General features: G+C 63.9%; 18 protein-coding genes. 1 reads left to right on the top strand and 17 read right to left on the bottom strand.

The annotated features are described in order from the left end of the window. Positions 1-360: 360 nt before the first annotated feature. The 17 genes from JQ635_RS33845 to motA form a co-directional block, all read right to left on the bottom strand. A complete protein-coding gene (locus JQ635_RS33845) occupies positions 361-1,296 on the bottom strand; it encodes a flagellin (RefSeq protein ID WP_211414102.1) in 936 nt (311 codons plus the stop codon). 262 nt (positions 1,297-1,558) lie between these two features. Next, a complete protein-coding gene (gene fliP / locus JQ635_RS33840; protein WP_211414101.1) occupies positions 1,559-2,299 on the bottom strand; it encodes a flagellar type III secretion system pore protein FliP in 741 nt (246 codons plus the stop codon). Next, positions 2,296-2,739, bottom strand: coding sequence for a flagellar basal body-associated FliL family protein (locus tag JQ635_RS33835; RefSeq protein ID WP_211414100.1), 444 nt, complete (start codon positions 2,737-2,739; stop codon positions 2,296-2,298). The genes fliP and JQ635_RS33835 overlap by 4 nt, the downstream gene beginning before the upstream one ends. Positions 2,740-2,781: 42 nt before the next feature. Continuing rightward, positions 2,782-3,477 carry a flagellar basal body L-ring protein FlgH gene (gene flgH, locus JQ635_RS33830; RefSeq protein WP_211414099.1) on the bottom strand — a complete coding sequence of 232 codons (696 nt, stop codon included), beginning with the start codon at positions 3,475-3,477 and terminating at the stop codon, positions 2,782-2,784. Next, complete coding sequence (locus JQ635_RS33825; RefSeq protein WP_211414098.1) at positions 3,478-4,275, bottom strand: MotE family protein; 798 nt, start codon at positions 4,273-4,275, stop codon at positions 3,478-3,480. A gap of 67 nt (positions 4,276-4,342) precedes the next feature. After that, positions 4,343-5,473 (bottom strand): flagellar basal body P-ring protein FlgI, encoded by a 1,131-nt coding sequence (gene flgI, locus JQ635_RS33820; protein ID WP_211414097.1) that lies wholly within the window; start codon positions 5,471-5,473, stop codon positions 4,343-4,345. After that, complete coding sequence (gene flgA, locus JQ635_RS33815; protein WP_211414096.1) at positions 5,470-5,946, bottom strand: flagellar basal body P-ring formation chaperone FlgA; 477 nt, start codon at positions 5,944-5,946, stop codon at positions 5,470-5,472. Before flgA ends, flgI begins: the two co-directional genes overlap by 4 nt. A 13-nt stretch (positions 5,947-5,959) precedes the next feature. Then, entirely contained in the window at positions 5,960-6,748 is a 789-nt protein-coding gene (gene flgG / locus JQ635_RS33810) for a flagellar basal-body rod protein FlgG (protein ID WP_018641259.1), read from the bottom strand. A gap of 18 nt (positions 6,749-6,766) precedes the next feature. Next, entirely contained in the window at positions 6,767-7,096 is a 330-nt protein-coding gene (locus JQ635_RS33805; protein ID WP_211414095.1) for a flagellar hook-basal body complex protein FliE, read from the bottom strand. A gap of 2 nt (positions 7,097-7,098) precedes the next feature. After that, entirely contained in the window at positions 7,099-7,515 is a 417-nt protein-coding gene (gene flgC / locus JQ635_RS33800) for a flagellar basal body rod protein FlgC (protein ID WP_080135283.1), read from the bottom strand. Between the two features lie 11 nt (positions 7,516-7,526). Then, a complete protein-coding gene (gene flgB, locus JQ635_RS33795; protein WP_211414094.1) occupies positions 7,527-7,928 on the bottom strand; it encodes a flagellar basal body rod protein FlgB in 402 nt (133 codons plus the stop codon). Between the two features lie 65 nt (positions 7,929-7,993). Next, the gene (flhB, locus tag JQ635_RS33790) at positions 7,994-9,079 is read right to left on the bottom strand and encodes a flagellar biosynthesis protein FlhB (RefSeq protein WP_211414093.1); all 1,086 of its coding nucleotides are present in this window, start codon (positions 9,077-9,079) and stop codon (positions 7,994-7,996) included. Positions 9,080-9,092: 13 nt separating this feature from the next. Beyond that, positions 9,093-10,133, bottom strand: a complete 1,041-nt coding sequence (locus JQ635_RS33785; protein ID WP_211414092.1) for a flagellar motor switch protein FliG — start codon at positions 10,131-10,133, stop codon at positions 9,093-9,095. 2 nt (positions 10,134-10,135) lie between these two features. Next, on the bottom strand, positions 10,136-10,510 hold the full coding sequence (fliN, locus tag JQ635_RS33780) for a flagellar motor switch protein FliN (protein WP_018641265.1): 375 nt from the start codon (positions 10,508-10,510) through the stop codon (positions 10,136-10,138). 76 nt (positions 10,511-10,586) lie between these two features. Next, on the bottom strand, positions 10,587-10,901 hold the full coding sequence (locus JQ635_RS33775; RefSeq protein WP_211414091.1) for a hypothetical protein: 315 nt from the start codon (positions 10,899-10,901) through the stop codon (positions 10,587-10,589). After that, on the bottom strand, positions 10,882-11,823 hold the full coding sequence (locus tag JQ635_RS33770) for a flagellar motor switch protein FliM (RefSeq protein WP_211414090.1): 942 nt from the start codon (positions 11,821-11,823) through the stop codon (positions 10,882-10,884). Before JQ635_RS33770 ends, JQ635_RS33775 begins: the two co-directional genes overlap by 20 nt. Beyond that, entirely contained in the window at positions 11,820-12,716 is an 897-nt protein-coding gene (gene motA, locus JQ635_RS33765; protein WP_211414089.1) for a flagellar motor stator protein MotA, read from the bottom strand. The genes JQ635_RS33770 and motA overlap by 4 nt, the downstream gene beginning before the upstream one ends. Before the next feature lie 197 nt (positions 12,717-12,913). On the opposite strand from motA, the gene JQ635_RS33760 reads away from it, so the two are divergent. Next, a complete protein-coding gene (locus JQ635_RS33760; protein ID WP_433996587.1) occupies positions 12,914-13,648 on the top strand; it encodes a DUF1217 domain-containing protein in 735 nt (244 codons plus the stop codon). The last annotated feature ends 2 nt before the right edge of the window (positions 13,649-13,650 follow it).

Here is a 13,650-nt window from a genome sequence, read left to right as displayed (position 1 = left end):
TGCGTGGTCGCGAGCTGCGAGCTGACGTTGCGGAGGGTCTGCAGCGCGGTCATTGCAGACGAGTTGGTGAGAAGGCTAGAACCCATTTTTGATGTCCCTTTGACGATTGAATTGAGTTTGGGGACATACCGGACTTGCACCGGTACGACAGGGCGGCGTCATGCCTTTGGGCCACAGTAATGCCTGTGAAGGACCCAACCTGTCGTAGCGGGAGGCTAGCCGTCGAAGCTTGTGCGAGGCTTGTGGCTCTGTGACTCGGTTGCAACATCGAGCCTGAATCATGGCGCGGACGCGGCGTCACGCCAGAAAAAAGGGCCGCGCTTCTCGCGAAGCGCGGCCCTCCTCCAGATGACCTGAAGTTTAGCGGAACAGCGACAGGATGCTCTGGCTGCTGTTGTTGGCGATCGAGAGCGCCTGCACGCCGAGCTGCTGCTGAACCTGGAGGGCCGCAAGGCGGGTGGATTCCTGGTTCATGTCAGCGTCGACGAGCTGGCCGATACCGCGATCCACCGAGTCCATCAGGTTCTTGACGAACTCCGTGTTGGTCGCGATGCGGTTCTTGACGGCACCGAGATTGGCGGCGGCCGAGGCAACCGTGCCGATTGCGGCGGTGACCTGCGCGATGTAGCCGTCGAGCTTGGCTTGGTCGGTCGCCGCGTCGGTCAGCGAGCCGATGGCGATCGTGTCGATCGACGCGCCGGTGGAGCCGGCCACCGTATCAAGGATACCGGTCTTGGTTGCGCCGCCGGTGGTGTAAAGCGCGAAGGTGGCGGTCGTCACCGTGATGGAGCCGATGGTGGGCGTGCTGCCGACGCGCGAGTACGACGACACGAGGCTGAAGCTCGTCGGTGTCGCCGTGGTTCCGGTCGAGGTGTCGATGCTCAGCCAGTTGATGCCGTTGATCGTCGCCGAGTTCGCCGTCGACTTCATCTGCGCCTGGATCTGGGTGACGTCGGCCTGGATCTTGGAGCGGTCGATACCGGCGGTCTTGGCTTCGACCAGCAGCGCCTGAAGCTTGGTCAGGCCGGAGTCCTTGTCGCCGATGACCGTGTTCAGAGCGGTGTATTCGGTGTCGACGGTCGCGGCCGACAGACCGAGCGAGTCGGAGACCGCGGAGAGCGCGGCGTTGTCGGAGCGCATCGACGTCGCGATCGACCAGTAGGCAGCGTTGTCCGAAGCGGTCGACACGCGCTGGCCGGTGGAGATGCGGGTCTGCGTGGTGGAGAGCTGCGAGCTGACAGACCGCAGGGTCTGGAGCGCGGTCATGGCGGTCGAGTTCGTAAGCAGGCTTGACATTGCGAATGTCCCTTTATGTACGCGTTACATTTTCACGAGGGGACATACCGGGCTTTCACCGGTACGGAGGGGCGGCATCATGCCTTTGGACTGATGTGGGTGGGGTCCAACCCGCCGTGCCGCATTGCTAGCACGCCGAATCTTGCGCGCAGATTAAGATCGGCCTGAATTTCTCAGCAAAATCATATGGTTAACATTACCCACCGCTAACCATAAGCCGGTACTTCTCGCTAACCATAACCCGCCCATCGGCCGACGGTCGTTACGAGAACGACCGCACCAGTCCGGAGGCGAGCAGGTTCCAGCCGTCAATCAGCACGAAGAACAGCATCTTGAACGGCAGCGCGAGGATCGTCGGCGGCATCATCATCATGCCCATGGACATGGTCAGCGTCGCCACGATCATGTCGATCACGAGGAACGGCAGCATGATGAGGAATCCGATCTCGAACGAACGCCTGAGCTCGGAGATCATGAAGGCCGGAATGATCACGCGCAGGTCGATGCGCTTGTCGTCGAACTTCTTGCGAAAGCTTTCGGCGGCGAGCGACTCGAAGGTCTGCAGATCCTTGTCGCGGACATGGGCCAGCATGAACTCGCGGAACGGATCTGTGATCTTCAGATAAGCTTCTTCTTCCGAGATCTCGTTCTTCATGAGCGGCTGGACGCCGGCCTCCCAGGCGCGGTCGAAGGTCGGCGCCATCACGTAGAAGGTCATGAACAACGCAAGGCTGACCAGTACCAGATTGGCCGGCGTGGTCTGGAGGCCGAGGCCGGAGCGCAGGAACGACAGCGCCACCGCAAATCGCGTGAAGCTCGTCACCATGATCAGCAACCCCGGCGCCACCGACAGCACCGTGATCAGCGCCATCAGCTGGATGATGCGGCCGCTGGTCGAGCCATTGCCGGGCGGCAGCAGCGAGTTGAGGTCCGGAATCTGGGCGAGCGCCACCTCGGGCAGCACGGCCAGAAGCAACGCAAGCAGCAGGACTTTCACTCTCACTGGATCACCAACGTCTCTATGATCAATTCGCGCACCTTGCCGGACGAGCGAATATTGGCGCGCTCGGTCAGATCATCGCGCAGATGCTGGAGCCCGCGCGATCCCTCGAATTGCGTGACCGACGCCGACCGCAGATAGGTCACGATGTCCTCGCTGATATGGGCCGCCAGGATGCCGGCATCCTCGTCGCTCATGCTCTCTGTCACCATGGAGGCTTCGACGCGAGCCCAGTTGTTGGCCGGCGCGGCGAGATTGGTCACGATCGGGGACAATTTGCGAAGCCGGGCGCTGCCGGCGTAGCTCGACGCGATCGGCGGCTCCGTGGCGTTCTTCTTCGCGTCGGCGACGCGCTCGGCGGTCGCAAACAGATGCAGGCCGGCAAGAGCGCCGGCTCCGATCGCGACCAGGGTCAGCGCCAGGATGGCCGCAATCAGGCGCATGGCGTCCCCTGCCCTCGCGGCGCGGTCATGCCGGCACGAATCTCAGAACGGCGCCACGGTGTCATAGATCCGGTGTCCCCATCCAGGCTGCTGTACGTCAGACAGATTTCCGCGACCGCCATACGACACGCGCGCCTCCGCGATCTTGTCGTAGGAGATCGTGTTGGTCCGCGAAATATCGCGCGGACGCACGATGCCGCCGACATTGAGCACGCGCATCTCGGTGTTTACGCGGAATTCCTGCGAGCCGCTGATCATCATATTGCCGTTCGGCAACACGTCGGTGACGATGGCCGCGATGGACAGCTTGATGTCCTCGGTGCGATCGATCTGGCCGTTGCCCTTGATCTGGGTGTTGGTGCTGAGGTTGGCGGTAGTGGAGCCCTTGTCGCTCCATCCCGCGACGTCCATCAGCCAGTCCAGCCCGAACTTGATCTGCGAATCGCGCGAGCGGTCGGTCTTGTTGTCGAGCTTGGCCTTGTCCTGCATCGAGATGATCACCGTCACGACGTCGCCGGTGCGCCGCGCGCGGGGATCGCGGTAGAGGTCGGTGCCGTCGTCCCAGGTCGAGCGGTAGCTGACGGGCGTGCGCACGCGCGGCGTCACCGGGATCGGATCGGCCTGCGTCCTCAGGCCGCTGCCGACCGGCGACAATCGCGGACCGGTCAGGACCTCGGCCGGGTCATTGACGCATCCGGCAAGCATCAGGAGCGACAGGATGAGGATCAGATTCTTCATCTATTTGGTCTTTCCGTCATCCACGCGGCGCATTCCGCCGAGCACGTCGGCGAGATGGGCGGCGCGCGCCGTATCCATCTCGTTGAAAATTGCGCTCGAGCTCCTCGGGCTGAGCTTGGCAAGCACGGCTGCAGCGGTCTCGTCCGACATGCCGGCGATCTGGGTGGCCGCGGCGTCCGGCTTCATCTTCGAATAGATCTCGACGACCTGCGCCTCGGCCTTCTTCAGGAAGTCGTCGCGCAGCACCATCCATTTCTCGTATTCGGCACGCTTGGCCTCGACCTCGGCGATCCGCTCACGGAGCTGCGTCTCGGCCTTCTCCAGCTCCTTGATCTGCCAGGCGAGCCTCGCATCGACGGCGGGATCGGCCACGTTGCTGCAGAACAGGGGGACCTCGTTGTCGGCGGAGACGGCAGCCTGCGGCGATGCAGGCTTCGGCGGCGCCGTGACGCTGCCGGGCTTGGCGGGCCGAACGGGCGCGGCTGCGGGTGCAGGTGCCGCTGCGCGTGCAGGAGCAGGGGTTGGGGCAGGAGGCTCGGGTGCCGGCACCGCGCCGGTCGTGGCGGGCCCGGAATCTTCGGCCGCCCACGCAGTCGCCCGGATTGATGCATTATCGCCTGGTATCGGCGACGCGGGAGCCGGCTTTTGCGGTCCCGGCGCGCGGGCACGCGCGAAGGACAGCAGGTTCAGCGGCTTCGATGGCTTGGCTTCATCCAGCGCAAGCACGGGCGAAGTGCCCGCAAGTGCCGCGGCCGCGACCAGCAGGAGGAGTTTGGCTTTGTGATCCAGCTTCAACATCGGGCCGCGTGCGATTCTCGGTCGAGACTTGAGCAATGCGCGACCAAGCTTGCACGACGCTTATGCATCATTGGACGATGACGTCGGCCTGGAGCGCGCCGGCCGTCTTGATCGCCTGGAGAATGGCGATGATGCCCGATGGCTTGAGGCCGATCTGGTTCAATCCGCGAACCAGGCGCTGGAGGTCGACGCCGCTCAGAATGGCCACTTGCGATCCGGCCTCGTTGGCCTCGACCATGGTCTGGGGCACGACCACGGTCTGGCCCCGCGAGAACGGTGCCGGCTGCGACACCACAGGCATCTCGGTGACGCGGACCGTCAAATTGCCGTGCGTCACCGCAACCGTCGATATCCGCACGTCGCGTCCGATCACCACGGTGCCGGTGCGTTCGTTGATCACCACCCGCGCCGGCGTGTCCGGCTCGACGGTCAGCTCGCCGATTTCGGCGAGGAAACGAACCGGGCCGATGTAGCGCGGCTTCGACAGCACGATGGTGCGGTAGTCGCGCTCGAAGGCGATCTGCGCACGATAGCGGCCGCCGGCATAGCGGTTGATGGCGTCGAGGATGCGGGTTGCGGTGACGAAATCCGGGTTCTTGAGCTCCAGCACCAGGAATTCCATTTCATGGAGGCTTCCCTGCACCTCACGCTCGACCAGCGCCCCGTTCGGGATGCGCCCGGCGGTCGGCGTGCCCTGGCTGACGTTCTGGGCCTGGCCTCCCACACTGTAGCCGGCAACCGTGACCGCCCCTTGCGCCACCGCGTAGACCGCACCGTCCGCCGCGCGCAGCGACGTCATCACCAGCGTGCCGCCGAGCAGCGAGGTCGCATCGCCGAGCGACGACACCGTCACGTCCATCCGCTCACCGGGCCCGATCGAGGGCGGCAGGTCTGCCGTGACCATCACGGCCGCGACGTTGCGCGTGCGCAACGTGGTCGGACGCGGGGGATTGTTGGTGCTCGTGGTCTCGTTCCTGACGTTGATGCCCATGTTCTCGAGCATCGATTGCAGGGACTGCTCCGTGAACGGGGCATTGCGCAGCGTGTCGCCGGTACCGTTCAGGCCAATGACGAGGCCATAGCCGACGATCTGATTCTCACGCAGTCCCTTGATATCCGCGATGTCCTTGATGCGGACGGCGGCCTGGGCGCTGGCGGCGGAAACGAGCAGGACGAGCGCGAGCAGGAACCTGGTCATGACCCGTCCACGACCTTGACGGTGCCGTCCGGCTGAACGATGCCCCTGATGATCACGCCGGTGTCGGTGTTGCGTACCGGAATGAGCGCACCGGCGGCGCCCGATTGCATTGCCGAGCCGTAAGTGACGATCGACAGGCCACTGTCTTCCACCACGACCTTGACCATGGCGCCGCGGGCGACGGTCCAGGGATCCTCCACCGCGTTGGTCGGGATCGGCTGGCCCGGCAGCAGCGCGCGCCGGGCCATGCGACCGACCAGGACCTGGCGTCCTTCGATGAACATGGCGACGCCGAGCAGGTTCGGCGCGAAGGCGCGCTCCGTGATCATGTCGTCCCGGATCAGCTCGCCGGCACGGATCGAGACCGCCGGCACGGGCAGCCGCTTCTCCTCGGCCACGGCGACGCGCGTGGAGACGAGAACCAGCAGCACGGCGGCCAACCCGCGTACGATCAGGCCCACCCTGTTCAACATGGACACACCGGAACTAGCGAAGGCCCTTCGATACGGTCGAGGCCATTTCATCCGAGGCCTGAATGACCTTGGCATTCATCTCGTAGGCGCGCTGCGCCGAGATCAACTCGGTAATTTCCTTGACGGGATCGACGTTCGAGGCTTCGAGATATTTCTGGTTGATCTTGCCGTAGCCGGCATCGCCCGGCAGCCCGACGACCGGCGTGCCCGACGCCGTGGTCTCGCGATAGAGATTGCTGCCCAGCGGCTCGAGGCCCGCTTCGTTGGCGAAGTTAGCGAGGTTAAGCTGGCCGATCTGCCGCGGGTTCACTTCCGTGTCCAGCTTGGCAAATACTTGGCCGGTAGCATTGACCGTGACCTCGACCGTTCCCTGCGGGATGGTGATTGCGGGATCCAGCAGATAGCCGTCGGTGGTGACGAGCTGACTGTTGGCATTGACGTTGAACGAACCCGCGCGGGTGTACTGCACCTCGTTGTTGGGACCGAGCACCTGGAACCAGCCGCGGCCGTTGATCGCGAGGTCGTAAGGGTTGCCGGTCTGCGTCAGCGCGCCCTGGATGTGCAGCTTGCGGATCGCCGCCGACTTGACGCCGAGGCCGAGATTGGCGCCCTCCGGGATCGGCGACGAACCGTTGACGTTCGCGACGCCCTGCATGCGGTCCATCTGGTAGAACAGATCGGTGAATTCGGCGCGCGCCCGCTTGTACGACGTCGAATTGATGTTGGCGATGTTGTTCGCGATGACTTCGATATTGGTCTGCTGGGCATTCATGCCCGTGGCCGCAATGGCGAGCGATTTCACTTAACCCACTCCCTCAGATCAAATCGACATCCGGACGACTTCCTGGTAGGCCTGCACGACCTTGTCGCGAACCGCGACCGCCGTCTGCAAGGCCTGCTCGGCCGACATCAGCGCCTCGACGACCTTCCGCGTCGACTCTTTGCCCTGCATCGCCGAGATCGACGCCGCCTCGCCCGCCTTCAGCGTGCCGATCGCATCCGTCGTCACCTGCTTCATTACCGATTCAAATCCAACATCGTCGAGCGACTGGATTGACGTCGGCGCAGCGGGCGCGATGGCCTGGGTTTCGGTGGCGCGGGACGCCGCCTGCCCTGCAGAGATTGCGGTGGATGAAATCGCCTCAAGCATTGTCAGCTCCTCAGAAGGTCGATGGTCATGCCCAGCATCGACCTCACCTGTTTCACGACCTGGAGATTGGCTTCATAGGATCGGTTGACTTCCCGCATGTCGGCCATCTCGATCATCATGTTGACGTTCGGCATCTTGACATAGCCGGCCTTGTCGGCGGCGGGATGCCCGGGATCGTATTCGACGCGGTACGGCGTGGTGTCGACGCCGATCTCCTTGACCTTCGCGAGCTGCGCGCCCGAGGCACGGTCCATCGCGGCATCGAACGTGATGGTCTTGCGCTGATAGGGATCGGCACCGGCGGTGCGGCCGGTCGACGTCGCGTTGGCAAGATTTTCCGAGACGATGCGCATGCGCGTCGACTGCGCCTCGAGTCCGGAGCTCGCAACTGTCAGAGAGGCGCTCAGTGCGTCCAGCATATCAATTCACCTCAGGTCTTCACGCTCGACAGCAGCATGCGATGGAACGAGCGCACGACCGCCGAATTCATCGAATAGTCGCGATTGACGTCGTTGCCCTTGATCATTTCCTGCTCGAGACTGACGGAGTTGCCGGAGTGAACCACTTCCCAGCTGTCCTTCTTGGCGTTCGCGCGCGTGTCTGTCTCGGCAGCCGACAGCTGCATGTGTGACGGCGATGTCGCCGCAAGCCTGACCGGCATGGTGTCGAGCACCTTGTTGAACGGCTCGACGTCGCGCGCCCTGTAGCCGGGCGTATTGGCGTTCGCGACGTTGGTGGCGATGGTCGACTGGCGGAGCTCGAGGTACCGCGCCTGCGACGATGCGAGTTCGAAGAGATAAAGCGGTCCCACGACAGCCCCATTCCGGTCCATTCGGGAAGAACCCTAGGGCGTTAAGCTTTCGTCAAGCTGTTGCGCGGAGCACCATCCTCGGAAATCTACTGAACCTTTTCCGGGCGCGGTGCCTGCTTCGACTGCAGGAAGTAGATGATCTCGGCGACGGGCCGGAAGAACTCCGCCGGAATCACCTGATCGACCTGGACCGCCTCGTAGAGCGCGCGCGCCAAAGCCTTGTTCTCGATCACCGGGATCCTGTTCTGCTCGGCGACCTCGCGGATCTTCAGGGCGATCACGTCCATGCCCTTGGCCACCACGAGCGGCGCCGGGTTCTCCTCGCGCTTGTAGCGCAGCGCGATCGCAAAGTGCGTCGGGTTCGCGATCACCAGCGTCGCGCGCGCAGCGGAGGCGATCATCCGCTGCCGTGAGCGATCGCGCGCCAGCGAGCGCAGGCGCGCCTTGACCAGCGGATCGCCCTCGGCCTGCTTGTGCTCGTCCTTGATTTCCTGCTTGGTCATGCGCAGCTCGCGCCGCCAGTGGAAGCGCGCCCAGGCGAGATCGATCGCGACCAGGACGATGGTCGCGATGCAGATGGCCGAGACGATCCGCATCGCGATGTTGAGGATCATCTCCGGCAGAGCGACCGGATCGGTGTACATCGCCTCGAATGCCCTCGCTTCGGACGAGCGCAGCACGAAGGCGACGACGGCGCTCACCGAGCCGAGCTTGAACAGCGACTTGCCGAACTCGACGAGGCCCCGCGTTCCGAACAGGCGGCTCCAGCCGCCGATCGGGGAAATCCGTGACAGATCCGGCATGATACGCTGCAGCACCAGGCGCGGCGCATTTTGCAGCAGCGATGCGGCGAGCCCGAACACCACCAGGATGACGAGCGGCGGCACCAGGAATCGAAACGCCTGAAGCCCCACCACGGTGAGGAGATTCTGGGCGTCGGCCCCGGTGCCGAGAGGAAAGCCCTCGGGATCGTCGAGCAGCCCCTTCAGCGTCGGCACCAATTGCTGCACGCCCTGGCCGATCAGGAATGCCTGGATCACCATCAGCGCGGCCATCGAGGCGAAGATGGATGCCTCCCGAGAGACCGGAATTTTGCCCTGTTCGAGCGAATCACGGACTTTCTTCTCGGTCGGCTCTTCTGTCTTGCTTTCCTGATCGGATGTTTCTGCCATGCCCGTTCAGCGGTCAGCGGAAGACCAGCTCATCCTCCTGGTCGGGGTTGAGCTCGATTTCGCCCTTCTCCGCGAGGTCGAGTGCGAGGTCGGTGATCACGCGCCTCGCCTCCAGCACGTCGCGCTGGTTCGACGGCTCGCCCATCGCGAGCTCGGCCTCGACGACGCGGCGGACGCGCGATGCGACCGAGGACAGGATCAGTTCGCGGAAGTGCTTGTCGGTCCCCTTCAGCGCGACCACGATGCGGTCGGTCGGCACCTGGTCGAAGATCATCGTGCGCGCCTTCGGCGCCAGGTTGATGACGTCGTCGAAGGTGAACAGCAGTTCCTTCAGCACCTCGGCCGACTTCGGTCGCTTCTCCGACAGGCTCTTCAGTATGTCCTCGATGTGGCCGCGCTCCATCTTGTTGATGATGTCGGCGACACGGGCGTAGGTGTCGGCGCCGAGGTTGCGGGCGAAATTCAGCGTCAGATCTTCGTGCAGCGTCTTCTCGAGGACCTTCATCGCGTCGTCGACGATCGGCTTGAGGCTCAGCACGCGCCGCATCAATTCGTTGCGCAGGCTCGACGGCAACTGGCTCATCACCTTGGCGGCGCAGGACGGCTTGACCTTGGACAGGATGAGCGCCGCGGTCTGCGGATGCTCCTTGGACAGGTAGGTCGCCAGCGAATTTTCCGACACCGACGAGACGCGGTCCCACACCGACCGGCTCGAATTGCCGAGCAGGTCCGTCATGATCGCCGAGACCTGGTCGGCCGGCAGCACGTCGCCGAGCACGGCTTCCAGGCCACCGAGAGTGCCGAGAATGTTCGCGCCCATCGAGAACTGCTGGGCGAACTCCTCGACGATTCCCTCGAGCTCCTGCGCGGTGATCGGCCGCAGCTCCGCCGCCGCCTTGGTGACGATGCGGATCTCCTGCGGCTCGAACTGCTGAAGCACGCTCGCGGCCGCCTGCCGGCCCATCGCCAGCAGGAGCGCGGCGACCTTTTCCGTGCCGCCCAGCGTGGAAACGCCTCGCTGCTTGACGGGAGCGATGCCGACCGGTGCCGCCATGGTCAGGTATCACCCTGCCCCAGCGGCCCGACGATCTCAGTGAGCGAGACGCCGAAGCGGGAATTGTCCTCTTCGACCACGACCACCTCGCCGCGGGCGACGATGCGGCCGTTGACGACGACGTCGACGGGCTCGCCGACCCGGTGATCGAGCGGAACGACCGCGCCACGGCCGAGCTTCATCAGGTTCGCCACCGGAATGGTCGCCGAGCCGAGCACCACCTGCATGGTGACGGGAATGCGCAGGATGGCGTCGACATTGGCGAACTTGCCGGTCTCCTCAGCCGTGCGCTGGGCGATCTCCGCCAGCCGCTCCAGCGGAGACGTTTCGGCCTCTCCCGATGCAGGTGCAGACTCATAATCGAAGGATTGCGCCATTTGGTATCGCCTCTTGGTATTTCCACTCCCGGAACGCCGCGACGTCCCGATCGTAATTGTTCCGCCAGTCCGGGCTTCAGTGCTTGTTCAGGTCCGCGCCGCCTGCGGCCGCGACCGGTGCGAGCCCGCTCCTGGCATCGAGCGCCGCGATCGCCTCGTGAGCCTGGTCGATCTTCGCGCTGAGCACGTTGGCGAGTCGCCCGAGGTTTGCCGTGGAGTCATGTGCCGCCGTGATGACCGTGTCGAAGGCGCCCGCCGTCTCGTGGACGATGGTCGAGAATTCACCCTGATAGCTGCGCAAGCGCGCCAGCTCGCGGTGCATCTTGGTCACCCGCATGCTGGTGAAGGCGAGGGCAATGAGCAGCACGGCATCAACGAGATAGGATATCATCGACGAACTCCCGTTTCTGATCCACGGGATCGGACACCTGCATGGCGTAATAGCCATCCAGCTGGCCGATCTGACACCAGAACAGCACCTGATTGTTGCTTTCGAGACGAGCCAGCGTGCGCGGCGTGGCTTCGAGCTCGAGCACCTGCCCGACCTGGAACTTCACGACGTCGCCGAGCGTCACCATCTTCTCGTCGAGCACGGCACTCAACGTCACCTCGGTCCGCTGAACCTCGCTCTCCATCTGCTCGCGCCAGCGCGGATCTGACGCACGACCGTCGCTAACGACGACATGGGCGAGTTTCTGGCGCAGCGGATTGAGCGCTGAATGCGGGACGATGAGGAACATCTGACCGCCGCGATAGAGCGCCTGCACCATGATGTTCGCGCAGATCGACATGTTGCCACTGCGCCCGATCGCCAGCGAGGCCATCGCGGTCTCGACCCGCTCGACGCGGAAGGTGACGTTGGACGTGCCGGCGAAGGCGGATTGCAGCGCCTTGGCGAACCGTTCGAACAGCGCCTGGACCAGGCGGATCTCGATGTTCGAGAAGGTACGCTCGACGTCGAGCGGCGGCTCGGCGCCGTCGGAGCCGAACATCGCCTCGACCATCGTGAACACGAAGTCGCGATCCAGCATGATGATGACGCGCGAGTCCCACTGCTCGGCATAGAGCACGGCGGCGACCGCGTTGCCCTCGTAATCCTTGATGATGTCGCCGAGGGGGTCGTTGGTGATGCCGTTGACCGAGAAATAGCAGGGCGTTCCCGCCATCGGCTGCAGGCTGTCGGTGCACGATGCCGCCATGCGATCGAAGATCACATTGAGCATCGGCATGCGTTCGATGGAGATACCCGCCGCATCCAGCAGGTAGTTCGGCAGCTGCTTCCGCTGATCGATCTCGACGTCTTCCATCGTCATGCGCGCGCGGCCTTCGGTTCAGCTTCGCTCGGAACGGCCTTGGGACCTGCGATCGTCTCGTTTTCGACGACGTCGATCGAGGGACGCTCGCCGCTCGAGATCATCTTACGGCCGTGCTCGACCGCGATCTGCGGCATGGCGCCGTTCATGAAGGCCAGCAGCGTCTGCTTGACGATGATGTAGGGCCGGCACTTCTTCTCGCGCATCATCTTGATCTTGATCGCGAAGGGCGAAAGGACACCATAGGATATGAAGATGCCGGCGAAGGTCCCGACCAGGGCCGCGCCGATGAAGCCGCCCAGCAGCTTGGGCGACTGGTCGAGCGCGCCCATCGCCTTGATGACGCCGAGCACGGCAGCAACGATGCCGAGCGCCGGCATCGCCTCGGACACCGTCACCAGCGCATGATAGGGCGCCAGCTTGCTCTTCACGATGGTGTGGATTTCCTCGTCCATCAGCGCCTCGATCTCGTGCGTGCGCGCGTTGCCCATGATGATGAGACGGACATAGTCGCAGATAAACTGGAGCAGCGAGGGGTCGCCGAGCACGCTGGGGAACGCCTTGAAGATCTCGGAGCTCGAAGGATCGTCGATATGCGCCTCCACCTCGTTGCGGCCCTTGCCCCGCAGCTCACGCATCAGGGCGTGCAGCGCGCCGAGCAGGTCGAGGTAATAGCGCTGCCCCGGCACCGCGTTGGTGATGGCCTGCATGCAGGCGACCCCGGTGTCGACGACCGTCTTCCACGGATTGGCCAGGATGAAGGTGCCGACCGCGGTGCCTATGATGATGACGAATTCCCACGGCTGCATCAGCACGGCCAGATGCCCGCCCATGGCGGCAAATCCACCGAGCAGCGCCGCCACCGTGATGAAAATCCCCACGAAACTGCCCAACGCGCCGCTCCATCGCCGATCCCACTGGGAATATCTAGTCGGCGAGCCTTGCGCGAAGCTGGCTTCCCCCATCGCCAGCCTCGCGCAAGCAATTCGCGGCAGCTTGAGACGATGTCGCAATTGCGGCCAGAGGGGCGCGTGTCATGCTATCCACCATCGCGGATTACACCAGACTGACCACGGACCTGGGCAAGTCGATGACCCAGGTCGCGCAGGAGCCGGACGTCAGCCGCGAGACCGATTATTTTCTCGGCCATATCGGCAATGTGAAGACGATCGACGACTTCCTGAAGGACTACCGCCTCTACAGCTATGCGATGAAGGCCTACGGCCTCAGCGACATGACCTATGCCAAGGCGTTCATGCGCAAGGTGCTGACCGAGGGGGTCTCGGACTCCGACGCCTTCGCCAACAAGCTCTCCGACACCCGCTACCGGCAGTTCGCCACCGCCTTCAATTTCGCCGCGCTCGGCGACCAGGCGACCCAGACCACCGCAGCCACGACCGGCACGGCGACCCAATACGTCACGCAGACGATGGAGGAGAAGGCCGGCGACCAGAACGAGGGCCTGCGGCTGGCGCTCTATTTCACCCGCAAGGCCTCCACGATCACCAACGCCTACCAGATCCTCGCTGACAAGGCCCTGACGCAGGTGGTCCAGACCGCAATGGGCTGGTCGTCGACGATCAGCTCGTCCGACATCGACATGCAGGCCAAGATGATCACGGACAACATCGATCTCACCGATTTCCAGGACTCGACCAAGGTCACCAAATTCGTGCAGCGCTTCGCGGCGATGTGGGATGCGACCCAGGCCCAGAGCGACACCTCGACCAATCCCGCGCTGGTCCTGATCGCCGGCGCCGCGACATCGATGAGCCTGGATACCAACATGCTCACGACGCTTCAGAACATCAAGTTCAACAGGTAAGT

This window comes from Bradyrhizobium iriomotense (assembly GCF_018130765.1).
Taxonomy (GTDB): Bacteria; Pseudomonadota; Alphaproteobacteria; order Rhizobiales; family Xanthobacteraceae; genus Bradyrhizobium; species Bradyrhizobium iriomotense_A.
Note: the sequence above shows the minus strand (reverse complement) of the source record. Positions and strands in the feature narration are given on the sequence as shown.

Bases quoted from the DNA above. Each gene is read 5' to 3' on its own strand.
- JQ635_RS33845 (WP_211414102.1), bottom strand. From the start codon at position 1,296: ATGTCAAGCCTGCTTACGAACTCGACCGCCATGACCGCGCTCCAGACC.
- JQ635_RS33835 (WP_211414100.1), bottom strand. From the start codon at position 2,739: ATGCGCCTGATTGCGGCCATCCTGGCGCTGACCCTGGTCGCGATCGGA.
- flgH (WP_211414099.1), bottom strand. From the start codon at position 3,477: ATGAAGAATCTGATCCTCATCCTGTCGCTCCTGATGCTTGCCGGATGC.
- JQ635_RS33825 (WP_211414098.1), bottom strand. From the start codon at position 4,275: ATGTTGAAGCTGGATCACAAAGCCAAACTCCTCCTGCTGGTCGCGGCC.
- flgI (WP_211414097.1), bottom strand. From the start codon at position 5,473: ATGACCAGGTTCCTGCTCGCGCTCGTCCTGCTCGTTTCCGCCGCCAGC.
- flgA (WP_211414096.1), bottom strand. From the start codon at position 5,946: ATGTTGAACAGGGTGGGCCTGATCGTACGCGGGTTGGCCGCCGTGCTG.
- JQ635_RS33805 (WP_211414095.1), bottom strand. From the start codon at position 7,096: ATGCTTGAGGCGATTTCATCCACCGCAATCTCTGCAGGGCAGGCGGCG.
- flgC (WP_080135283.1), bottom strand. From the start codon at position 7,515: ATGCTGGACGCACTGAGCGCCTCTCTGACAGTTGCGAGCTCCGGACTC.
- flgB (WP_211414094.1), bottom strand. From the start codon at position 7,928: ATGGACCGGAATGGGGCTGTCGTGGGACCGCTTTATCTCTTCGAACTC.
- flhB (WP_211414093.1), bottom strand. From the start codon at position 9,079: ATGGCAGAAACATCCGATCAGGAAAGCAAGACAGAAGAGCCGACCGAG.
- JQ635_RS33785 (WP_211414092.1), bottom strand. From the start codon at position 10,133: ATGGCGGCACCGGTCGGCATCGCTCCCGTCAAGCAGCGAGGCGTTTCC.
- fliN (WP_018641265.1), bottom strand. From the start codon at position 10,510: ATGGCGCAATCCTTCGATTATGAGTCTGCACCTGCATCGGGAGAGGCC.
- JQ635_RS33775 (WP_211414091.1), bottom strand. From the start codon at position 10,901: ATGATATCCTATCTCGTTGATGCCGTGCTGCTCATTGCCCTCGCCTTC.
- JQ635_RS33770 (WP_211414090.1), bottom strand. From the start codon at position 11,823: ATGACGATGGAAGACGTCGAGATCGATCAGCGGAAGCAGCTGCCGAAC.
- JQ635_RS33760 (WP_433996587.1), top strand. From the start codon at position 12,914: ATGACCCAGGTCGCGCAGGAGCCGGACGTCAGCCGCGAGACCGATTAT.